The 21,175-nt window shown below is 56.3% G+C and carries 19 protein-coding genes and 4 pseudogenes; 15 read left to right on the top strand and 8 right to left on the bottom strand.

What is annotated here, in order from left to right:
* Window positions 1–386, bottom strand: a 386-nt coding sequence (locus DWW03_RS05090) for a DUF3408 domain-containing protein (protein ID WP_118406490.1), incomplete at its 3' end; no start/stop codon positions are given.
* A gap of 456 nt (window positions 387–842) precedes the next feature.
* Between DWW03_RS05090 and DWW03_RS05095 the strand changes: the two genes are divergently transcribed.
* The 5 genes and pseudogenes from DWW03_RS05095 to DWW03_RS05115 all read left to right on the top strand — a co-directional run.
* Entirely contained in the window at window positions 843–1,130 is a 288-nt protein-coding gene (locus DWW03_RS05095) for a hypothetical protein (protein WP_118406431.1), read from the top strand.
* 545 nt (window positions 1,131–1,675) lie between these two features.
* Complete coding sequence (locus DWW03_RS05100; protein WP_118406432.1) at window positions 1,676–3,484, top strand: reverse transcriptase/maturase family protein; 1,809 nt, start codon at window positions 1,676–1,678, stop codon at window positions 3,482–3,484.
* 115 nt (window positions 3,485–3,599) lie between these two features.
* Window positions 3,600–3,752: pseudogene (locus DWW03_RS16815) on the top strand (mobilization protein); the annotation flags it as partial.
* Window positions 3,737–4,144 (top strand): annotated as a pseudogene (locus tag DWW03_RS05110) (relaxase/mobilization nuclease domain-containing protein); the annotation flags it as partial. The pseudogenes DWW03_RS16815 and DWW03_RS05110, both read left to right, overlap by 16 nt.
* 71 nt (window positions 4,145–4,215) lie before the next feature.
* Window positions 4,216–4,518 (top strand): annotated as a pseudogene (locus DWW03_RS05115) (PfkB family carbohydrate kinase); the annotation flags it as partial.
* A gap of 25 nt (window positions 4,519–4,543) precedes the next feature.
* On the opposite strand, the gene DWW03_RS05120 reads toward DWW03_RS05115, so the two are convergent.
* Both DWW03_RS05120 and DWW03_RS05125 read right to left on the bottom strand, forming a co-directional pair.
* The gene (locus DWW03_RS05120; RefSeq protein ID WP_009597722.1) at window positions 4,544–4,924 is read right to left on the bottom strand and encodes a DUF2023 family protein; all 381 of its coding nucleotides are present in this window, start codon (window positions 4,922–4,924) and stop codon (window positions 4,544–4,546) included.
* Between the two features lie 2 nt (window positions 4,925–4,926).
* Window positions 4,927–5,418: a flavodoxin gene (locus DWW03_RS05125; protein WP_009597720.1), complete on the bottom strand. Its 492-nt coding sequence runs from the start codon at window positions 5,416–5,418 to the stop codon at window positions 4,927–4,929.
* Window positions 5,419–5,636: 218 nt separating this feature from the next.
* Between DWW03_RS05125 and DWW03_RS05130 the strand changes: the two genes are divergently transcribed.
* The 7 genes from DWW03_RS05130 to DWW03_RS05160 are packed head-to-tail and all read left to right on the top strand — an operon-like array spanning window position 5,637 to window position 14,417.
* Window positions 5,637–8,429, top strand: a complete 2,793-nt coding sequence (locus tag DWW03_RS05130; RefSeq protein ID WP_055202189.1) for a carboxypeptidase regulatory-like domain-containing protein — start codon at window positions 5,637–5,639, stop codon at window positions 8,427–8,429.
* Window positions 8,430–8,439: 10 nt separating this feature from the next.
* On the top strand, window positions 8,440–8,823 hold the full coding sequence (locus DWW03_RS05135; RefSeq protein WP_229096010.1) for a hypothetical protein: 384 nt from the start codon (window positions 8,440–8,442) through the stop codon (window positions 8,821–8,823).
* A 2-nt stretch (window positions 8,824–8,825) separates the two neighbouring features.
* Window positions 8,826–10,328, top strand: a complete 1,503-nt coding sequence (locus DWW03_RS05140) for a DUF6850 family outer membrane beta-barrel protein (protein ID WP_117508349.1) — start codon at window positions 8,826–8,828, stop codon at window positions 10,326–10,328.
* Between the two features lie 43 nt (window positions 10,329–10,371).
* Window positions 10,372–11,583, top strand: a complete 1,212-nt coding sequence (locus DWW03_RS05145; RefSeq protein ID WP_118406436.1) for a DUF4876 domain-containing protein — start codon at window positions 10,372–10,374, stop codon at window positions 11,581–11,583.
* A gap of 22 nt (window positions 11,584–11,605) precedes the next feature.
* Window positions 11,606–12,493, top strand: coding sequence for an ABC transporter ATP-binding protein (locus DWW03_RS05150; RefSeq protein WP_009597708.1), 888 nt, complete (start codon window positions 11,606–11,608; stop codon window positions 12,491–12,493).
* A gap of 9 nt (window positions 12,494–12,502) precedes the next feature.
* Window positions 12,503–13,174, top strand: a complete 672-nt coding sequence (locus tag DWW03_RS05155; protein WP_118406437.1) for a hypothetical protein — start codon at window positions 12,503–12,505, stop codon at window positions 13,172–13,174.
* A gap of 19 nt (window positions 13,175–13,193) precedes the next feature.
* The gene (locus DWW03_RS05160) at window positions 13,194–14,417 is read left to right on the top strand and encodes a DUF4857 domain-containing protein (RefSeq protein WP_015547715.1); all 1,224 of its coding nucleotides are present in this window, start codon (window positions 13,194–13,196) and stop codon (window positions 14,415–14,417) included.
* Between the two features lie 72 nt (window positions 14,418–14,489).
* On the opposite strand, the gene DWW03_RS05165 is transcribed toward DWW03_RS05160, so the two are convergent.
* The 5 genes and pseudogenes from DWW03_RS05165 to truA form a co-directional block, all read right to left on the bottom strand.
* On the bottom strand, window positions 14,490–15,050 hold the full coding sequence (locus DWW03_RS05165; protein WP_118406438.1) for a PepSY-associated TM helix domain-containing protein: 561 nt from the start codon (window positions 15,048–15,050) through the stop codon (window positions 14,490–14,492).
* Window positions 15,051–15,083: 33 nt separating this feature from the next.
* The gene (locus DWW03_RS05170) at window positions 15,084–15,710 is read right to left on the bottom strand and encodes an OB-fold nucleic acid binding domain-containing protein (RefSeq protein WP_009597723.1); all 627 of its coding nucleotides are present in this window, start codon (window positions 15,708–15,710) and stop codon (window positions 15,084–15,086) included.
* Between the two features lie 151 nt (window positions 15,711–15,861).
* Window positions 15,862–16,512 (bottom strand): annotated as a pseudogene (locus tag DWW03_RS05175) (metal-transporting ATPase); the annotation flags it as partial.
* 467 nt (window positions 16,513–16,979) lie between these two features.
* A complete protein-coding gene (locus DWW03_RS05180; protein WP_015547718.1) occupies window positions 16,980–17,168 on the bottom strand; it encodes a PLDc N-terminal domain-containing protein in 189 nt (62 codons plus the stop codon).
* Window positions 17,165–17,944 carry a tRNA pseudouridine(38-40) synthase TruA gene (gene truA, locus DWW03_RS05185; RefSeq protein WP_022062421.1) on the bottom strand — a complete coding sequence of 260 codons (780 nt, stop codon included), beginning with the start codon at window positions 17,942–17,944 and terminating at the stop codon, window positions 17,165–17,167. The genes DWW03_RS05180 and truA overlap by 4 nt, the downstream gene beginning before the upstream one ends.
* 114 nt (window positions 17,945–18,058) lie before the next feature.
* Between truA and dapB the strand changes: the two genes are divergently transcribed.
* The 3 genes from dapB to DWW03_RS05200 are packed head-to-tail and all read left to right on the top strand — an operon-like array spanning window position 18,059 to window position 20,822.
* On the top strand, window positions 18,059–18,820 hold the full coding sequence (dapB, locus tag DWW03_RS05190; protein WP_022062422.1) for a 4-hydroxy-tetrahydrodipicolinate reductase: 762 nt from the start codon (window positions 18,059–18,061) through the stop codon (window positions 18,818–18,820).
* A 41-nt stretch (window positions 18,821–18,861) separates the two neighbouring features.
* Window positions 18,862–20,214 (top strand): signal peptidase I, encoded by a 1,353-nt coding sequence (gene lepB, locus DWW03_RS05195; RefSeq protein WP_118406440.1) that lies wholly within the window; start codon window positions 18,862–18,864, stop codon window positions 20,212–20,214.
* Between the two features lie 2 nt (window positions 20,215–20,216).
* Window positions 20,217–20,822, top strand: a complete 606-nt coding sequence (locus DWW03_RS05200) for an IMPACT family protein (protein ID WP_022062424.1) — start codon at window positions 20,217–20,219, stop codon at window positions 20,820–20,822.
* Window positions 20,823–21,175: the final 353 nt, after the last annotated feature.

Here is a 21,175-nt window from a genome sequence, read left to right on the forward strand (position 1 = left end):
ATTTCCGACACTTTGTGCTTGGTTCGGGTACTGACATAGATCGCAGAGCGGTTGCGGCAATCCACCGGAGCGAAGAACGTGCGTTCAAAATCCGGTAGCGTGAGCTTTTTCCGACGGAAACCGGAATGTTCTTTTACGGTACTCGCAGTGGAGTCTATGCCTGTTTTCTCAGCAGTCGGTGCCGATGCTCCGGATACCGTTTCCGATGTGTTTTCCTCAAGAGCGTTCGTATCTTCCTCTTCCGGCTCGGGAATCCTGCGGACGACTTCCGAGTCCAAAGGGGCTTGTCCGGCGATCATCTGACGCATCAGTTCCTCGTCGACTTCGATACGGGGACGCTTAGCAGGATTGGGTGCGGGGTTGTCTTTTTCCTTTAATGAATCCATGGTGCAACGTTTTTGAGATTGATTGTCAGCCATACGAGCATAGAGTATGTATGTCTGGTTTATTGGGTTAAACCATTCAAAATACCGTTTTCTATTTCATGCAGTTTATATCGGGATAATGAACGCAATAAGAAAATCGACCTTTCATGCTGCAAGATACAACTGGGTGAAATACCTCGGTTCCGATGTCCGCTCCAGACCGCTCCAGTCCGTACCGAGGGTTTGTTTTGGCGCCCGCATGGTTGTAATATTGCAGAGGGAAACGACCCACCCTCGGAAGCCGTAGCGGAGGTTTGGCATAGATTTTTCGAAAATTTTTCCGCCGCGGATTTTTCGCCTCACTTGAGGCGAGCGAGCTGTACCTTCGTATGCCGAAAAAATTTTCGGCATACGAAAGGTGCTCGCTCTGCGAGGCCGGGTGGCGTTCCCGAGTCACGCCACCTTACAACCTACGATATGACAAGTTCAAAAAAGAGGATCGGACGCCCGACAACGACAGATCCCAGAGTCCACAGGTATAATTTCAAACTCACCACGGAGGAGAATATCCGCTTTAAGCAGATGCTTTATAAGGCGGGATCGGAGCATAACCGGAGCCGTTTTATCGTCAAAAGAATCTTCGCCGAGGAGTTTGTCGTCATCAAACGCGACCCGTCGAAGACGCAGTTTATTGCCCGGCTGAATGACTTTTATTTCCAATTTCAAAAGCTGGGGAATAACTGTGTGCCCGTCAAGGCGATATAATAAATATAGTGATGGCAAGCTATTAGGTAAGTGTTCTTTGCAAATAACCTATCATCAACCGACTTATCTGAGAGGGAAACCGGACAGGGAGTGTAGCATGTCGGGGTAAACCATAAGTCAGTTAGTTACCGGACTGCGACTGAATGGGGTGATGAAAGACAGATATGAGGATAAAATCCGGATTGATTGAATGACAGCCTGAGCGGTACCTTCCGAAACTGTGACGTTAAGGTAACTATACTCGTCATATCGTGATACTCTCATTGTGGTAGTTGTACAGAGAGAGCAAGAACTTATCACGACGCAACTGCAATAAGCAGTAAAAGGCGGACGTCATATCCGACAATCTGTCGCGCCATAGTTATTATATCGCAAACGGGGATTACCTAAACCGGAATGCCGTAAGGCTATTGGACGAAGGTCTATGAATATCCGGTATGGTAACGGAGCCGCCGTAGTAGTCCGAGCGAGGGAAAGCCTCGCACACGGCGAAGGGCGGCAGCTAATATTCATTAATACGATTAACGGAAAATGCGAGAGGCATTATGAGAAGTCCCGCAAGAGTATTAAACAGTCTGACAAAGCATAGTCAAACCACGGAATACAGGTTTGAGAGGCTTTATCGTATTCTTTTCAATGAGGAAATGTATTACCTGGCTTATCAACGAATATATGCCAAGCCGGGTAATATGACACAAGGTGCAGACGGAGAAACCATCGACCGTATGAGCCTTCCCCGCATTGAGAAACTGATCCTTTCGTTGAAAGACGAAAGCTACTCTCCCCAGCCATCGAGAAGAGTACACATCCCGAAGAAAAACGGAAAGACACGACCTCTCGGCGTACCCTCTTTCGACGACAAACTGGTGCAGGAGGTAGTACGAATGGTACTGGAAGCTATTTACGAAGGTCACTTTGAAGATACTTCGCACGGCTTCCGTCCGCATCGCAGCTGCCACACCGCATTGAATGCCGTACAGAAGACTTTTACGGGTAAGAAGTGGTTCATCGAAGGAGATATAAAAGGTTTCTTCGACAATGTCAATCATGATATTCTGATCGACATCTTGAAGGAACGTATCTCCGACGAACGATCCATACGGCTTATCCGGAAGTTCCTCAGGGCGGGTTATCTGGAACAATGGCGATTTCATGGGACGTACAGCGGAATGCCGCAAGGTGGAATTATCAGTCCGATATTGGCCAATATCTATTTGGACAAACTGGATAAGTACATGAAAGAATATGCTTCCAAATTCGACAAGGGAGATAGGGGAAGACAGCAACGGGAATACGAAGTTCTCACTTACCAAAAGAGGCTGGTTATGCGTGAACTCAAAACAGCGACAAATAATGTAGAAAGAAAAGTGCTCGTCAAACGGCTCAAAGAGATAGACAAAACCCGATCCGCGATGCCGTGCTTCGACCCTATGGACGGAAACTTCAAGAGGCTTAAATATGTGAGGTATGCCGACGACTTCCTCATTGGAATTATCGGCAGTAAAGAAGATGCCGTAAAGATCAAGGACGATATAAAGCGTTTCCTTGCAGACAGACTGGCATTGGAACTATCGGATGAGAAAACGCTCGTCACTCATACTGAAAAGCCTGCAAAATTCCTTGGATATGAGGTGACTGTCCGCAAGTCGAACCTGCAAAAACGGAACAAACGGGGAAGCCTGTCCCGTGTGTATGGAAACAAGGTCAGATTAAAGGTAACGACCGAAGTAATAAAGAAAAAATTGCTGGAACTCGGGGTGCTGAAATTCAGCTATCATAACGGGCACGAGCAATGGATTCCCAAACATAGGTCGGAACTTATCAATAATGACGACCTTGAAATCCTTGACAGTTACAATGCCGAGATCAGAGGGTTTTACAACTATTACTCGATAGCTAACAACGCTTCTGAACTGAATACTTTTCACTACATCATGCAGTACAGTATGTACAAAACCTTTGCCGGGAAATACCGAACCACAGTAAGACGAATTTGCCGGAAATACAAACGCAACGGAGTCTTTACAGTCGGGTATACGGTAAAAAACGGCAAAGCAAAAGAACGTCGCTTATACAATGAAGGGTTCAAAAGAAAAAGACCTTCTTATGATCGGTCGATTGACAGATGCCCGAATCCAATGCCCGGCGTCAGCACCACAAGCCTTATAGACAGGCTGAAAGCTCGGAAATGCGAGTTGTGCGGTGCTACGGATAATCTGGTTATGCACCATGTGCGTAAACTCGGAGAACTGAAAGGCAAGGAGAATTGGGAAAAACTGATGATTGCCAGACGGCGTAAGGCTATGGCCGTTTGCGGAAGCTGTCATCAAAAGATACATCATGGAACGTTTTAGACTGACAATATTAGCGGAGAGCCGGATACGCTGGAAGGTGTACGTCCGGTTCGGAGGCGAGTATTGGGAAACCTATCATAGAAATATGACAAGGCGCCGGGTACTTAGCCTACATAATCAAGTTGTGAAAGCCATCAATTCTCACTTTTCCAGCGTCGCGATCCCGCATCAGATCGCCGCATTGGAACAGCGCACGAGGGAATTGAAAGCCTTTAGTATCGAGATTCTGCACCTTGCCAAACAAGCTAAGGAATGGTTGCGAATATAAGGTCGGGTTCCTCGCCCGGCGGAGCCTTGCGCTATAACAAGGAAAAAGTGGATAAGGATGAAGCCGAGGTGCTCTTCTGGCAGAAGATGTTGGAACCCTTCGACAAACACGGGCGACTGGATATCGACGCTTGCATGGAGAGTTTCCGGCCGTACCTCGAAGCCAACAGAAGGACGACCAGCACGGTTTTCCATGCTTCGCTGAATTCCTCGCCGGAAGACAAGTTGACCGACGAACAGCTCCGTGAGATCACACAAGAATACATGGAACGTATGGGTTACGGCAACCAGCCTTATATCGTCTTCAAGCATAAGGACATTGACCGGCAGCATCTCCACATCGTATCGTTGCGTGTCGATGAGAACGGACATAAGCTGTCGCATGATTTCGAAACAGAATAACGGAGAGCAACGGCAAAGAATCGGGACTGTGGCTTTTCCGCAGTTCCGTTTTTTGCGCAGCGGGACATTATAAGATCTTCGACATCAACCTGCGGCAGCATTTCTATTCGTCGGAGGTGGTCCACGACTCGCTCTGCCGCAGCAATATTCTGAAAACAAACGACGAGGAGTTGACCGTCGTAAGCCGGATGTTCGGCATACAGGCGCAGTGCCGCGACCTGCTCGAAAAATACGGACTCCGTACCGTGATACTCACCTGCGGCGCCGTCGGAAGCCATGTATTCACTCCGGACGGCATGTCGTACGTCGCCACGCCGCACGTCGAAGTGGCCGACGGTGTCGGCGCGGGGGATTCGTTCACGGCGCAGATCAGGAAGGAATAGGCGGCGGTCAGTTGACCGCCGCTTGTTCTGATGAAACACCCGGAGACTTTCGTTTGCAATAACGTTCGCACTGCCCGGCGATGTCGTAGCCGAGCATCGCGCCGAGCATGAAATCCTCCTCGGCGGAGAGTTCGTTGAGCGGCTTGTGGATGAATGTCGCCACGGTCTCCAGACACATGCGGTTGCCGAAGTAAAGATTCACCTTGCTGTCGGTCACCGACTGAATCCGGTAAGCGATACCCAGCCTTTCCAGCCGCTCGGAGAGCAGAGAAGCGCAGGTGCGGCACATCGTGCAGAGCACCAGACTCCGTACACCTTTCTGGAACTCGTAAATCTGGTGCAGGAACAGCTTCATCGAATCGTAACGGCTGAACTCCTCGGCGCTCATCGTTACTCGTTTTTAATCTGTTCGCACCATGCGGCAACCCGCCGGTCGGTCTTGTCGGGCGCGCTTTCATCGACGGCAAGTCCCACGAACTTTCCGCCGCGGCAGACCAGCGAACCTGTTTCGTCATACCCTTCGGGCGCATAGGCTCCGACGAACGTGCAGCCGCTCTGCTGCAAGCCGTCGTAAATCAGCCCGACGGCATCGCAGAACGTATCGGGATAGGAACCGCTGTCGCCGCAGCCGAAAAGCGCCACCTTTTTACCGCTCAGATCCTGCGCCTTCAGCTGATCCAAAAAGCCGTACCAGTCGTCCTGCAATTCGCCTGCGCCCCACGTCGAAGAACCCAGCACGAGCAGGTCGTATTTCTGCACTTCGCCGGCCGGCGTATCGGCCACATTGTGTACATCGGCGTCCGCGACGCCCAATTGTTTGGCAATATCCGCAGCCACGGCCTCGGTCGTGCCCATCGTACTGCCGAAAAAGATACCAGTCATAATTTCGTCGTTTTTGGTTTACGGCAAAGAAACAGCATTCCCACCGGATCGTCAATACCGGATTTTAGGGGTTTTGGCGCGGCCGGATAGCATTATGATGGGATGCCGCACGAACGCAACTCATTATTAATTGGTGATGATTGCAATGCAATTTACCAAGATATGGCGATTGCCGCATATGCCGGGGCGCTATACTTTTGTCCCGTGAAAACAGAACTATGCGGCTACTCCTGAAATATTTGCTATTTATCCTGCTGCCTGCGTACACGTACGGGCAGTCCGGCCGGCCCGACGCCGGGATCACGTTCGAAGTTACCGATTCCCTGCACAATCCGCTGGCGTATGCTACGGTGGCGCTGACTCCTATGTCGGGGGGGGGAAAGGCCTACGCGACGACGACCGATGAGGAGGGCCGGGCACGTTTCACCCTGCCCGCGAATACCTACAATGCGGATATCTCATATATCGGATATGTCTCCCAACGGATGGAGGTACGGCCCGTCAGCGGCAGCGACATGCTGCGGACCGTCCGGCTCCGGACAAGCGACACGCAGATCCGCGAGGTCGTAATCACGGCGACCCAAGTGCGGGGACCGGTCTCGGGCGTGCATATCGGCCGGGACGCGATGAACCACATCCAGCCGTCGAGTTTCGGGGACCTGCTCGAACTGCTGCCCGGCGGACGGGCCTCCGACCCCTCGTTTTCCTCCTCGAACCACATTCATCTGCGCGAGATCGGCACCTCGAACAGCGATTACCAGACTACATCGCTCGGCGTTTCGTTCGTCATGGACGGAATTCCGATGTCGAACGACGCGGGCATGACATACAATTCGGGAACGACCGTCGGCAATAATATTTCATTGAACAGAGGCGTCGACATGCGCACGATGCCGACCGATGAAATAGCTTCGGTAGAGATTCAGCAGGGCATTCCGTCGGTCGAATACGGCGATCTGACCAGCGGACTGATCAAGATCAAGCGCAAGGAGGGAGGCCGCAACCTCGAAGCCCGCTTCAAAGCGGATCTGGGCAGCCAGCTGCTCTATGTCGGCAAAGGATTCGAATGGGGCGCTCCGGCCGACCTGCTGACGATGAACGTCGGCGCGACATGGCTCAACTCCCACGACGACCCGCGCAATACGCGCCAGAACTACCAGCGTGCGACCGGATCGTGGCGCATGAAGAAACGCTGGGAAAGCACCTCGGCCTACCGTTACACGTTGGGCGGATCGCTCGACTACACCGGCTCTTTCGACCGCCAAAAAAGCGACCGGGATATCGACGAAGGCCCGGCGGGCATCCCCCTCGAACGCTACAAATCGAGTTACAACAACGTCGTCGCGGCGGTGAATTTCACCGCCGAATCCAAGGGTGCGAATTTTTTCCGCAGCTTCGATTTTTCCGCTTCCGTCTCTTCCGAATTCGACCTGATCGACCGCTGGCGTTACCGAGCGAACAGCGGCAACGTCCCTATACGCACGGCAGTCGAAGAGGGCGTCTTCGATATGGAAGTGCTGCCGGTCCGCTATGAAGCGACCCTGCAGGTGGACAACAAACCGTTCTACGCCAACGCCAAGGCGGTAGCCCTGCTGGGAGCCGACACCCCGCTGAGCCGCAACACGATCCGCATCGGAGCCGAATGGAACATGTCGAAAAATTACGGCGGCGGTCTGCTTTACGACGTGACGCGCCCATTTACCGACCTGATGAGTTCCCATCCGCGGCGTTACGACGCCCTGCCGGCGCTGCACCGGCTCTCGGCGTTTCTGGAGGACAATACGACGATTACGGCCGGCGAGTGGCGGATCGAGATAATGGCCGGACTGCGTACGACGGCCATGGCCAATCTCGGAAGCCGTTACACCCTGCAGGGCAAATTCCATTTCGATCCGCGTGCCAACCTCTCGGTGACGCTTCCGGCGTTCGACATGGCAGGCGACCCGATGCGCATCACATTCGCGGGCGGCGCGGGATGGCACACCAAAACGCCTACGCTCGACCAGCTCTTCCCCGAACCGGACTACTCCTATTACACGCGGCTCAACTATTTCCCGGCGGACGACGAATCGAAACGCCGTGTCAATGTGGAAGTCTTCAAGCACGACCCCACCAATTACGACCTGAAGGCGGCGCGGAACTTCAAATGGGAGGTGCGCGGCAATGCGGAGTGGAACGGATACGGATTGTCGGTAACCTATTTCCGGGAGAATATGACCTCGGGATTCCGCACCTCGACCGACGTACTCACCCGGACCTACCGCGAATACGACACCGGACCGCTCAAGGATATGGAGTTCACCGGACCGCCGCAGCTCGAATGGCTTCCCTACAAGGACAAAACGGTATTCCAGACCGTCGGCGTCAAGACCAACGGAAGCCGCACATTCAAGCAGGGCATCGAATTCTCGCTCTCCACGCGGCGCATCCGGGCGCTGGCCACGAAACTCATCGTCTCGGGCGCCTATTTCAAAACCCGCTATGAGAACAGCGAACCCCAGTACGTCCTGACGACCGTACAGCTCGCAGAAGGGACGCCCTATCCTTACATCGGGCTTTACGATCAGGACGACAACACGTTTCACGAAGTATGCAACACCAATTTCCTGCTCGACACCCAGATTCCCAAACTGGGGCTGATTTTCTCCACGTCGTTCCAATGCCAGTGGTTTTCCGGCATGAAGGCCGAATGGTGCAATCCTGCGCCGACCAGCTACCTCGACCTGCAGTTACAGGAACATCCGTTTACGGCCGAGTCGGCAGCCGACGGTATTTTGCAGCATATGATCCACGACAACGTATCGAAAGAAGCCTATCTCTACCGTCTCACGCCTTTCAGTATGAACGTCAATCTCAAAATCTCGAAACGGCTTTACCGCGACCGGCTCAACATTGCGATTTTCGTAAACCGGCTGTTCACATACAGTCCTTCGTACAGAAACGAGACCAACGCACTGGTACGCCGCTATTCCAGCCCCTATTTCGGCATGGAACTCAACTTCAAACTGTAATGCGATGATGATGAAATCTACCATACGGACCCTGTTTCTGCTCTCCGCACTGCTGTTTTCGGCCTGCGAAAAAGACGATTCGATTTTCACCGAACTGTCCATCCGGTTCGTGATGCCGGACAGCCGCCCCGTCGAAAAGCTGGAAATACGCACGGACATCTCCTACTTCGACAATATCAACTCCGGAGAGCGGGTGCCATTTCCCGCCGCCGAACAGAACAGCGCGACAATACGGCTCCGCAAAGGGGTTTACACGTTCATCGTCGAAGCCGACGCGACCTATTCGACCGGAGAAAAGAAGATTCTGCGCTGCACGGATTACAATCAGATTCCAGTAGCAATGACTTGGGTAGAGGACAGCGAATCGATCGTGTTGTTACTAAAATCGATCTGACGATGATGAAGGCCCTTTTCCTGTCGATACTGGCGCTGCTGCCCGCCGCCGCTTCCGCCCAGCGCGATACGCTCGGCGTATTGGAGCGTTCTTCCGTTTTCAGCGCGGAGGACGAACGGGCCGTAGCCGGATTTCATACGGAGTCGCCCGCGATGATGCTCTACCGCAGCGAACAGTCGCTTTCGCAGATCTCGCTCCGCATCGACCTGCGCCGTGAGCAGGAGGCGCTGCTGCAGCCGCTGGGCGACGGAGCCTTCGACGGGGGATTTTATGCCGAAAGCTACCGGCGGCTCAGCGAGCGGTCGGCAACGTGGGCAGACGCCCGGTACGTCCGCGGCAACCGCCGCAACGTCTGCTGGAACTCCACGGCCGACTACCTGCTGCTCTATCCCTGCATCACGGCGGATTCCGCCGGAGGAAACCTCTCGACCGAGGAATATGCTTTCGGCGGCGGCTATGTCCACCGGGTGGGACGCTTCGACCTTGCGATCCGGGGCGACTACCGCGCCGGACAGGAATACCGTCAGGTCGATCCGCGGCCCCACAACGTCGTGTCGGATTTCACGATCAAACTCGGCGTAGGCATGCAGTTCCCTCAGTACGTTTTGGGGCTGGACCTGCAGGGGCGGCTCTATAAACAGGATCAGGACATAGACTTTTTCTATCCGCCCGGCGCCAGCTCTTCCGAGCTGTATATGACCGGACTGGGCAGTTATTACACCCGCTATTCACTGAACAGCGAGAGTTTCAACATCGGCTATGACGGAAAGGGTTGTCTGCTGGCGGCACAGCTCATGCCGCGGCACGCGAAAGGCTGGTATGCCCGTGCCGCATTCGAAAGCCTTACGACGGAGCGGCTCAACAAATCCAACAACACGGTCCCCATAACCCGGCTCAAAACCCGTCAGGCGACCCTCTCCGCAGCCTACCGCAGCGGCCGCTGGAGCCTGCGCGCCGGAGGCGGCTATGAACTGCGCCGCAGTATCGAAATGATAGCCGACCGTACGGGACACAGCGTCATCGTCGATGAACAGGCGATGTATAAGAACCGTATCTGGCACGCCGACGCCGAAGCGACCGTCGAATGGCGGCGCGGCACGGTGAATTACATGCTCAGTCCCCGCGCGGAATGGCGGCAGTCCACGGCCACGTACGCCTATCCGGCACGGCGGATGCGGCTTGCGCAGTTCTGCGGAGCGGTACGCGGCAGCGCAGAATGGCTCCGTCCGCAGTGGCGCGTGAAAGCGACGGCAGGAATCGGCTGTTACGTCTCGCCCGACGAGGAGGTTTCGCTCAGCAACGTGCTGAACAACATTTCGGAATACCTGACTTACACGGCGGCGCGGCTGAGCGGCCGGGCCGTCGCCCCCGAGGTGTCCCTGCGGGCCGAACGCCGCCTGAGCCGGAATCTGGCCTGCTTCGCCGAGGCGGGGTGGACGCCCCGGTTTTACAGCGGAGGATTGTCCGAACACGTTCTGACGGCGACGTTCGGCATCCTGTTCTAAACGATCGAACCAATATTTGTCAAACCAATAATAAAAACCAATTATGAAAAAGCTTTTCTTAATTCTCACCACGGCCCTCTTCGCAGCGGGCTTCGCATCCTGCACCGACGATCCCGAAGAAACGGTCAATCCCGTCGTCGTATCCGAAATCTTGCGCGCGCTCGGCGGCAATGTGCTGGTAAACGTGCCCGAGGAAAATTTCGACGTGAATATTCCCGCCGATGCTGCGTCGTGGGTTCAGATCAATGAAGCCGAATCTTCGGGCAAAGCGCTGGTGCTGTCCGTCGATGAGAACGAAACGGGGACGGAACGTTCGACCGTCGTGAACGTGACGCGGAGCGGCAAGAGCACCGTTCTGGCGACCGTAACCATCAAACAGAGCGACATCACGCTGCAAGCCGGCGAATTCGTGATCGAGGAGATCTACTTCACAGGCACGGCGTTTCCCGAAACGGGAAAGCCTGACAGGTGGCTGGGCGACCAGTACATCAAGATCCGTAACAACTCCGACGAAGACCTCTATGCCGACGGCATGATGCTGATCCTTTCGAGCGGACTCAATTCGGGCATGAACAGCGAGATGATCGAAGGCAAGGACTTCCGCAAGGAGTGTTGTGCGGGCAATGCGTTCTACTGCATTCCCGGCAACGGACAGGATGTGCTGGTCAAAGCCGGCGAGTCGCTGATCGTCGTCAACAACGCCCAGAACCACACCATCGGCAACCCGAACTCGTGGGACGCCACGAAAGCCGATTTCGAGTGGTACGACGTTTCGTCGAACGAGAACTATCTGGATATCGACAACCCCGACGTGCCCAACCTCGACAAATGGTACGCTTCGACATTGACGGTCCAAGTGCTCCACAACCGCGGCTTCAACGCCGTGGCTATCGCCATGCCGCCCGTCGGCCTGACTGCAGAGCAGTTCCTCGCCGAATACCCGCTCAAAGACGCCCAGTATATCTTCCACTCCCCGAACGGCTCGGACTACACGATGCCGCTGCGCAACTGCTACCGCGTGCCTAACGAATGGGTGCTCGACGCCGTGAACACGGGCTGCCGCGACGAATACTACATCGCCCCGTGGGACGCTTCGCTCGACGCAGGTTACGCATGGTGCGGTACGGCCGACGGAGATGCCGACCGCTTCGGCAAGTCGGTGATCCGCAAGACCGGTTCCGACGGCAAACTCATCGACTCGAACAACTCGACCAACGACTTCGAGTCCAATACGAAGGCGTCGCTGATCAAGTAAGCCGGAAGAACGACCATTCTTTATGACCGATTCTGTCATCGAATGCCGCAACCTCACCCATTGTTACGGGGAGCGACTGATATACAAAGACCTGAGTTTCGAGGTTCCGCGCGGGCGGATCCTCGGACTTTTGGGTAAAAACGGCACCGGAAAAACCACGACCATCAACATTCTGAGCGGCTATCTCCAACCGCGCGCCGGACAGTGTCTGATCTTCGGCGAGGATATCCGCACGATGCGGCCCGAAACCCGCGCCCGGATCGCCCTGCTGATCGAGGGACACGTGCAGTACGCCTTCATGACCATCGAGCAGATCGAACGGTTCTATGCGCGGTTTTATCCCCGCTGGAACCGCGACGCCTATTACGGACTGATGGAAATGCTGAAGGTGGCGCCCCGGCAGCGCATCTCGCGCATGTCGTGCGGACAGCGTTCGCAGGTGGCCTTAGGGCTGATTCTCGCCCAGAACGCCGATCTGCTCGTGCTTGACGACTTCTCGATGGGACTGGACCCCGGTTACCGCCGCCTGTTCGTAGAATACCTGCGCGACTATGCGCAGAGCGAGGAGAAGACCGTTTTCCTTACCTCGCACATCATTCAGGACATGGAAAAGCTCGTGGACGACTGTATCATCATGGATTACGGAAGCATTCTGGTACAGATGCCCGTCGGCGAACTGCTCGGCACGTTCCGGCGATACACCTTCACGCCGGGCGCCGACGTCACGATCCCCGCCGGCGACGGCCTCTACCACCCGAGCGTCGTGAACGGGCGCGCCGAACTCTATTCGTTCGACTCCCCTGCGACGGTACAGGGCGTGCTGGAGCGCGCGGGCATTGTCTGCAGCGACCTGCGCGGCGAAACGCTGAACCTCGAAGACGCTTTCATCGGACTGACCGGAAAATACTAAACCCGAATTATGATCAAAGCCATATTCTACAAAGAGTGGATCAAAATGCGCTGCTTCTATCCGCTGAGCGCATTGTTCCTCTTCGGAGCCACCGCCTATGCGCTGCTGCGCGTCCAACGGGTGATAACCTTCAAGGGTGCGGCGCACGTCTGGGAGGTGATGCTCGAAAAGGAAGTTGTCTTCATCGACATTCTCCAATACCTGCCGGCCCTGCTGGGCGTATTGCTCGCAGTGGTTCAGTTCGTCCCCGAAATGGCCCAGAAACGGCTGAAGCTGACGCTTCACCTGCCCTTTCCACAGTGGAAGATGATTCTGCTGATGTCAGGCATCGGGCTGGGAGCGCTGGCATTGCTGTTCATCGTGCAAACCGCCGTGCTGTGGGGGTACTTCCACGCCCTGCTGGTGCCCGAACTGGTCGCGCGGATTCTGCTGACGGCGCTGCCGTGGTATCTGGCCGGGCTGACGCTCTACCTGCTGACGGCATGGATCTGTCTCGAACCCACATGGAAACGGCGGCTGGCGAATCTGCTGATCGCCGTGGGCGTCTGCCGGATCTTCTTCCTCTCCGACACCCCGCAGGCCTACGACGGCATGCTGCCGTGGCTGGCGCTGCTGCTGGTATGTTCGCTGTTCTTCCCGCTGCTTTCGGTATACCGTTTCAAGCAGGGATGTCAGGATTAACCCGCAAAACGACAAATCTATGATAAAGAGTATCAAAACCGGAATAATCCTCCTTGCGGCGCTTCTGCTGGCATGGCTGCTGCCGTGGTGCTACGCGTTCGTGTTCGCATCGCCTTCGTGGTCGCCGTTCACGCTCTACAGCTGCGTGACGCACGGATTCGCATCGGTGGATTTCGACCGCGAAAACAACGTCGCCGGACGCGATCTGCAGGGCAACACCTACACCCAGCAGCAGTTCGACAGTATCCTGCCGACGTTCTATTACCGCCAACTCGCCGCCGAAGGGAGGTTTCCGTCCGAAATCGAGGGCGTGGCGGTCGAATCGCGCGACGTGGAGCGCACGAACTTCATGTTCCGCACGTCGCCCGGCGAAATCAACCGCCGCAGACCGACGGTCTATCAACTGCTGGAATCGATGCCCGATCGCATCGATTTAGAACCGGCGACGGACGTGTTCCGCATCACCGGCGAGGGAATCGAGTTCGTCGATATGGAGACCAACACCATCGACCAAAAGAAGAGCGCGGCATTCACCAAAGTCCTGCGGGACAAGGGATTTTCGTTCCCGGCCCGCGTCGTCTCCGGCAACCCCTCGACGCGCAAGCGGTACGACAACGGCTACCTGCTGGTGGACGACGCGCTGCGCGTCTACCACATGAAGCAGGTCCGCGGCCGCCCGTTCGTGCGCCGTACCGACGTTGCGGACTCGCTGCAAATCGGCCAGATTTTCGTCACGGAGTTCGCCGACCGCAAAAGTCTCGGTTTTCTGGTGGACAGCGAAAAGCGTTTCTATACGCTCGGTGCGGAGGATTACAAACTGCACGAGATTCCCGTCGGGAAATTCGGCCCCACACGGGAGAACATGATGATCATCGGCGACATGTTCTACTGGACGGTCACCATCCAAGGCGCCGAATCGAAACGCTATGTCGCCGTGAACGCCCGCGACTATTCACTGGCGGACGAATACCGCCCCGAAGAGAAACCGCAGGCATGGGCCGAGTACGCAAAATACCTGTTTCCCTTCGAACTGTCGTTCACCTCGCCGCTGGACGGCTACGTAAAGCCCCGGATTGCGGAGGTGTCGTTTCAGGCCCTCTGGCTGGGACTCGTGCTCGGCGCGTTCTATGCGCTCATCCGCCGCAGATCGCCCGGCGGACGGCTCTGGCAGACCGTCGGCGTCGTCTTGTTCGGACTCTTCCTCTTCGTCCCGCTGCTGGTATTCGGCACGGCAAAACGATGACAACAAACCCATACGCAAGAGAAGGGCGGACGTTTTCGACGTCCGCCCTTTTATCACACGCAGTTTCCCGGATCAGGTCAGGAAAATAAACAGCAGCGGAATCAGAATCCCCGCGATCAGCTCGACGCCTCCGCGGCCCCGCAATCCTTTCGGGCCGCGCATCATCACCAGCCCGGAAAGCACGATTACGATCAATCCCGCTAAAAAGACATCCGAAAAGACCGTCCACCAGCGCGACGGATTGTAATGCAGCCGGTTCAGACTGCTCAGCACGGGCCGCTTGCGGATCGACTCGTAGACGGCGTGTCCCGACGCCAGATCGACCGTCAGCGAACTGCCGTCCCGGATAAAGACTTTCAACCGGTCCGGTTCGGGAAAGTAATGTTTCAAGTAATTGCCCTCCTCGCCGACGCGCAGGAGCAGTTCCTCGGCCCGCGCACGGGTCCACTCCTGCTCGGCGCGCGGTATCTCCTGTGCGAAGACCAGCTCGGTCCGGCGCACCGAATAATCGGAATTGAAATCGCGTTTGTGGTTGAGCATGAAGCCCGAAACCGCATAAATCAGCAGTACGCCCGAAAAGAAAAAGGAGAGGTCGCGGTGAACGGGCCTGCTCCATTTCCTCACGGCGGACATAAACGACCGTGTCCCCATGACGTGCAAAACTTCTTATTTCAAAACTTCATAACTCCCGCCGTCCACATGGTAGAACGAAAGGTATTCCTTGCCTTCTTTGGCTTTGCGGTCGGCGATACGGGCACGGAAGTCGGCGATACGCTTTTCGGTGCTGCTGGCAACCGATTCGCCGCGGGCCTGATGTTCGGCGCTGCATCCGGCTTCGCCCTCGCCGTGCTGCCGGGCGATCTGGTCCTTGAGCCGCAGCTCCCACTCGGCAAGGTAAGCCTCGTCGATCCGGTCTTCGACCAGCGTGCCCGTCACCCGCACGACGTTGTTCACGCATTCGGGCTTGAAGCTGCCGATCTTCTCTCCGGCTTCAATGCGGATCACCTGCGTATCGTCGGTTCCCATTAGGAAAATCTTGCGGCCCCCGTGGCGGCAGATATGCGTGCAGACGCCCTCGACCGTCACCTTGCCGCCGGTCAACTTCTCAGCATCGGCGAGCAGGTTATCGACCTCCATGACGGAACTCTGCGTTTCTGAGGTTTGAGTCTCCGAAGCGTTCTTTTTATTCGGGTTCCCGCCGCACCCAGCAAGGAAAAATACGGCGGCTGCAAGCGCCGCACAATAAACGAAATGTCTCATAATCGGTTTGAATTTTTTCTTCGTTTTCCGCATTCGGCGCAACGGGCCGTCCCGCAGCGTCTCGGCAGATTTTAGTAATACAAAGAAACGACATTACGCCGGGAACGGCAATACCTAATTTTAGGGGTTTTCAGGAGCCGCAATACCTTTATAGATGGATAGCGGCCGCTCCGAGACCGGGGTTTCAACGCTCCGTGATCTTATAATCTTCGCCCAGCACCCGCTGCAATTCGGCCAGCTCCGGCTCCCGCCCAGTGAATTCGACCGTCGCGGCAGGAGGATCGAGAGTAATAACGGCACGGAGACCTTCGATGCCGTTCAGGGCCTTTTCGACATGCATCCGGCAGTGGTTGCACATCATTCCTTCGATACGATACTCTTTTTTCATGGCTGTTTGTTTTTTGGTTATAAATTCTGTATTTATTTTATGGACGGCTTTCGTGCCGAGCCGTTTTGTACTCAGCTGCAGGCTATTGGCCACAACGCTCACACTACTCAGGGCCATGGCGGCCCCGACGAGCATCGAATTGAGCAGAAACCTGGTCAGCGGATAGAGCACGCCAGCGGCGACAGGCACGCCGATCAGGTTGTAGATAAACGCCCAGAAAAGGTTCTGCCGAACGGTGCGCACGGTCGCGGCCGAAAGGCGGACCGCCGCGGCGATCTTCGTCAGGTCGGACGAAAGAATCGTGACCTTCTCCACGTCGATCGCAATGTCGCTCCCCTGCCCCATGGCAATGCCCAGATCGGCCTGCGCCAGCGCCGCACTGTCGTTGATGCCGTCCCCGACCATTGCGACACAGCGACCATGGCAGCGAATTCTTTTGTCATAAGAAAATTGCAAAAACTATCGGTACAAAAGTATGTTTTGTCGATTCATATGCTTCCCCTGACAGAAAAGGGGCAATTGAAAATCAGAATAAACCATCAGGCAATATATACTGAATGGGGCAGATTTCTTTGTGTTAACGGAAGAGTTTATTAAACAAGTGCAATACAATGAACAGAAGACATCGGGAAAATTAAAATTTTCTTCGTCTAAAAAAGTTCTTTAAACTAATTTCTTAAAATTGCACTCGCCGGTTGACCCTGCCTAATTTGCCCATCTCGAAAATTTTTCGTATCTTGCGATAGGTTATTTGAAATGCGGTATTTGAGCGCAAGAAGCTGAAAACAAACCGTTGCCTTCTCGTTACCTACTCTCCTATACAAAAATGTAACTACCATATAAATCAAGTCGTTACATTACTTTAATCCCGCACCTCTGTGGGTCCGCCGCATGTTTTCGCCTGCACAGGACGGTTATTTGAACCACTCCTGCAAATGGTCGCGGCCGTAGAAGTAGTAGACCGCAAGCCCCACCCAGCTGGTGAGCAGCACCACGACCGCCGCGATGACCTTTCCGCCCGTGGAGATGTTCTTTTTGAAAATGTCCAGCACGCACCAGATTGCGCACACGAGGCCGATCAGCCAAACAATCGTTCCAATCATAACATTTTGAATTTAGAGAAACATTGATGTTCGAATATGTCCGCCGGGTAAACCACGTCCGAGAGAAACAACCCCTGGGCCGGCGCGCCGGCGCTCGACCGCGACAGGTCGCGGCTCTCGACGATCGAGCGGAACCCGTCGGGCGTGTAACGTCCGCGCCCCACGTCGACCAGCGTGCCTACCAGCGACCGCACCATATTCCGCAAAAACCGGTCCGCACGGATCGTGAAACACATCGTGCCGCGGGAGTCGATCGTCCAGACGGCCTCCTTCACACGGCAGATGTTGGTCTTGTTGTTCGAATTGAGCTTGGCGAAAGAGGTGAAGTCGTCGTACGCGGTCAGCATCGCCGCCGCCTCGTTCATCCGCCCGACGTCGAGCGGCACGTAATACTGCCACGTCTCGTGCCGCGTAAAGGGATTCTTGCGCGGCTCGATGAAGTAGCGGTACTCCCGTTCGCGGGCGTGGAAGCGGGCGTGTGCATCCTCCGCCACGGGCGTCATGCTGCCCACGGCAATGTCGCCCGGCAGCAGGAAATTGAGTTTGCAGACCGTCTGCGCAGGATCGGCGACGGGACGTTCGCAGTCGAAGTGCGCCACGTAATAGGCCGCATTGACCCCCGTGTCGGTACGCCCGGCGCCCGTCAGAGCAACCGGTTCGCGCAGCAGGGTAGCGAGCGCCCGTTCGAGCGTCTGCTGCACCGACGGCTGGTCGGGCTGCCGCTGCCAGCCGCAGTAGGCGGCCCCGTTGTACCGGAGTTCGAGAAAATAGCGCATACCGGAAATGATTTGTCCGGCAAATATACGAAATTCCGGAATACTATTGTACGCTCTCCTGCGTTTAGATTCATAAATAATTCGTATCTTTGTACGAATATCTCGACAAAACAAATGAAAGCAGCAATCATAGGATACGGCAAGATGGGCCGCGAAATCGAACGGATTCTCACGGAAAGAGGGCACGAAGCGGCTCTGATTATCGACACGGACAACGCGCACGAACTCGACGCCGCACATCTGGCGGGCATCGACGTCGCGCTGGAGTTCACGACGCCCGAAACGGCCTACCGGAACATCCGCACCTGCATCGAATGCGGCGTGGCGGCGGTGAGCGGCACGACGGGCTGGACCGACCGCCTCGGGGAGTTGCAGGAGCTGTGCCGCGAGCGGGGCGGGGCGTTGTTCTACGCCTCGAACTACTGTCTGGGCGTGAACCTGATGTTCCGCCTCAACCGGCAGCTGGCCGCGATGATCGACCGCGTGGGCGGCTACGACGTGCGCATCGAGGAGGTGCACCACACCCAGAAGAAGGACGCCCCGAGCGGCACGGCAATCACGCTGGCCGAGGGAATCGTCGAAAACCTCGCCGGCAAGCAGGGCTGGGTCAACCTGGCTCCGGGAATCGAACACGCCGCCAACCGCATCGAACGCAGCGGAGAGGCGCCCGCCGACCGGATCGAAATCCGCTCCGTGCGCGAAGGCGCCGTCCCGGGCATCCACACCGTGACCTACGAATCGGAGGACGACGTGCTGGAGATCAGACACACGATCAAGAACCGCCGCACGCTGGCCCTGGGAGCCGTCGTGGCCGCCGAATTCCTCTGCGGAAAACAAGGGGTCTACTCGATGGACGACCTGCTGCGCAATGCATAATTCACAATTCATAATTCACAATTAAAATCGGGGCTTTCCGCATGGGTAAAATCAAAAACTTGCTACGCAACAAATGGGTCGGTTTCACGCTGGCCGCGTTGCTTTATACGCTCTGGTTCGTGGTCTGGACGGGCAACCTCTGGCTGCTGCTGGGACTGCCGGTCATCTTCGACCTCTACATCACGAAGTTCTTCTACCGCTACGTCTGGAGCCACAACGTGAAGATGTGCCAGCGCAGCAAAACCTACCGCACGGTGTACGAATGGGTCAACGCCATCATCTTCGCGACGGTTGTGGCGACGCTGGTGCATCTATTCATCTTCCAAATGTACGTCATCCCCACCTCGTCGATGGAGCGGACGCTGCTCATCGGCGACTATCTCTACGTGAGCAAGGTGGCTTACGGACCGCAGATGCCCAACACGCCGCTGTCGTTCCCCTTCGTACACCACACGATGCCCTTCTCGCAGACCAAGAAATCGTTCTCCGAGGCGATCAAGTGGCCCTACCACCGCCTCAAGGGGCTCAAGCCGATACGCCGCAACGACGTGGTGGTCTTCAACTTCCCGGCGGGCGACACGGTGCTGCTCGAAAACCAGAACGTGACCTATTACGACACGCTGCGCAGCTTCGAGGAGTCGTTCGGCAAGGAGGAGGGACGCAAACGCCTCAACGAAAAATACACGGTGATCAGCCGCCCGGTCGACAAACGCGAGAACTACATCAAACGCTGCGTGGGGCTTCCGGGCGACTCGCTCGAAGTCCGCAACGGAAAGGTGTGGGTCAACGGCGAACCGCAGGAGGCGATACCCGGACTGCAATACAACTACGTGGTGCAGACCTCGGCCCCCTTCACGCAGTACGCCATCGACAACCTCGGAATCCGGGAGTACAGCGGTTACGGCTCGGGCTACTACATGAACCTCACGGACGAACTCGCCGAGAAGGTCAGGGGCTTGAGCAACGTCATTTCGGTCAACCGCTATATCTACACCCCCAACGACGAGGTGTTCCCGCAGTGGGGCGCGCCCCGCTGGAGCCAGGACAACTACGGCCCGATCTGGATTCCGAAGAAGGGCGACACGGTGCAGCTCACGGCGGAGAACCTGCCGCTCTTCCGCCGCATCATCGAGGCCTACGAAGGGCACACGCTCGAAGAGCGCGACGGACGCATCGTGATCGACGGCAAAGAGGCGACGGAGTACACCTTCGCGATGAATTACTACTGGATGATGGGCGACAACCGCCACAACTCGGCCGACTCGCGTTTCTGGGGCTTCGTGCCCGAGGACCACATCGTGGGCAAGGCGTCGTTCGTATGGCTGTCGCTCGATGCGGAAAAGAGTTTCCCCGCGAACATCCGCTGGGAACGGCTCTTCAGAAAGGTTCGGTAGACGTGGCCGGCGACAGTTACAGAACCGTCGCGGCCCCCGCCGAAGCCGCCTGCCGGGAGCGGAGCAGCAAGTTCCTCTCCTGGATTTATCCCGTGCGCACGGAGGAGGAGATCCGCGAACGGCTCGACGCGCTGCGCAAACGGTATTACGACGCCACGCACCACTGTTACGCCTGGCGGCTGGGACCCCGCGGCGAGGCGTTCCGCGCCAACGACGACGGAGAACCCTCGGGAACGGCCGGAAAACCGATCCTCGGACAACTGCTCTCGAACGACATCACGGACTGCCTGGTGGTCGTGGTCCGCTACTTCGGCGGCACGAAACTGGGGGTTCCGGGGCTGATCGCCGCCTACCGGGAGTCGGCGGCCGAGGCCATCGCAGCGGCCGAAATCGTGGAACTGACGGTGGACCGCACGGTGCGGGTGGATTTCCCCTATGTGGCGATGAACGCCATCATGCGGGTCGTCAAGGAGCAGCAGCCGCGCATCGAGGAGCAGACCTTCGACAACCTCTGTACGATGCGGCTCGCGATCCGCGAAAGCCGCGCAGCGGGGCTTATCGAAAAATTGCGCAAAGCCGGCGGCTCGGTTCGGGACGAAGCGGAATGAAATACGAACAACGGATTGGAATATTTGCGGGTCAGCTCCGTTTTTGACGGAAAAAAATCCGCATTATCGTTCGCAACGGAAAAAGAGAGACCGAGGAAACGCGCGCCCGGAGCGGGGGGGGGCTGTAAAGGCGTCCGCAGGCGAGGGCAGACAGCTTGCTGTTTGCCGAGCCGCCACAGTCTAAACGGCGCGTGTTTTTGCGCCGTAAAGGCCCGATTTACTGCGCCCGCTCAACGCGAATCCGAGGGCACTCCCGCCAGAACGGCATGCGGATGGTTTTGGGCGCCTTTTACCACCAAAAGGTACATAACGGCGAGTGTGAAACACTCGGAAAAGCGGATTGGAATATTTGT

The organism is Alistipes sp. AF14-19, from assembly GCF_003461645.1.
Taxonomy (GTDB): Bacteria; Bacteroidota; Bacteroidia; order Bacteroidales; family Rikenellaceae; genus Alistipes; species Alistipes shahii.

Excerpts from the sequence above, each read along its gene's own strand:
- DWW03_RS05140 (WP_117508349.1), top strand. The coding sequence starts at position 8,826 with ATGATGAAGGCCCTTTTCCTGTCGATACTGGCGCTGCTGCCCGCCGCC.
- DWW03_RS05135 (WP_229096010.1), top strand. The coding sequence starts at position 8,440 with ATGAAATCTACCATACGGACCCTGTTTCTGCTCTCCGCACTGCTGTTT.
- DWW03_RS05150 (WP_009597708.1), top strand. The coding sequence starts at position 11,606 with ATGACCGATTCTGTCATCGAATGCCGCAACCTCACCCATTGTTACGGG.
- DWW03_RS05100 (WP_118406432.1), top strand. The coding sequence starts at position 1,676 with ATGAGAAGTCCCGCAAGAGTATTAAACAGTCTGACAAAGCATAGTCAA.
- lepB (WP_118406440.1), top strand. The coding sequence starts at position 18,862 with ATGGGTAAAATCAAAAACTTGCTACGCAACAAATGGGTCGGTTTCACG.
- DWW03_RS05180 (WP_015547718.1), bottom strand. The coding sequence starts at position 17,168 with ATGATTGGAACGATTGTTTGGCTGATCGGCCTCGTGTGCGCAATCTGG.
- truA (WP_022062421.1), bottom strand. The coding sequence starts at position 17,944 with ATGCGCTATTTTCTCGAACTCCGGTACAACGGGGCCGCCTACTGCGGC.
- DWW03_RS05170 (WP_009597723.1), bottom strand. The coding sequence starts at position 15,710 with ATGCGGAAAACGAAGAAAAAATTCAAACCGATTATGAGACATTTCGTT.
- DWW03_RS05145 (WP_118406436.1), top strand. The coding sequence starts at position 10,372 with ATGAAAAAGCTTTTCTTAATTCTCACCACGGCCCTCTTCGCAGCGGGC.
- DWW03_RS05165 (WP_118406438.1), bottom strand. The coding sequence starts at position 15,050 with ATGTCCGCCGTGAGGAAATGGAGCAGGCCCGTTCACCGCGACCTCTCC.
- DWW03_RS05125 (WP_009597720.1), bottom strand. The coding sequence starts at position 5,418 with ATGACTGGTATCTTTTTCGGCAGTACGATGGGCACGACCGAGGCCGTG.
- dapB (WP_022062422.1), top strand. The coding sequence starts at position 18,059 with ATGAAAGCAGCAATCATAGGATACGGCAAGATGGGCCGCGAAATCGAA.
- DWW03_RS05120 (WP_009597722.1), bottom strand. The coding sequence starts at position 4,924 with ATGAGCGCCGAGGAGTTCAGCCGTTACGATTCGATGAAGCTGTTCCTG.
- DWW03_RS05130 (WP_055202189.1), top strand. The coding sequence starts at position 5,637 with ATGCGGCTACTCCTGAAATATTTGCTATTTATCCTGCTGCCTGCGTAC.
- DWW03_RS05095 (WP_118406431.1), top strand. The coding sequence starts at position 843 with ATGACAAGTTCAAAAAAGAGGATCGGACGCCCGACAACGACAGATCCC.
- DWW03_RS05160 (WP_015547715.1), top strand. The coding sequence starts at position 13,194 with ATGATAAAGAGTATCAAAACCGGAATAATCCTCCTTGCGGCGCTTCTG.
- DWW03_RS05155 (WP_118406437.1), top strand. The coding sequence starts at position 12,503 with ATGATCAAAGCCATATTCTACAAAGAGTGGATCAAAATGCGCTGCTTC.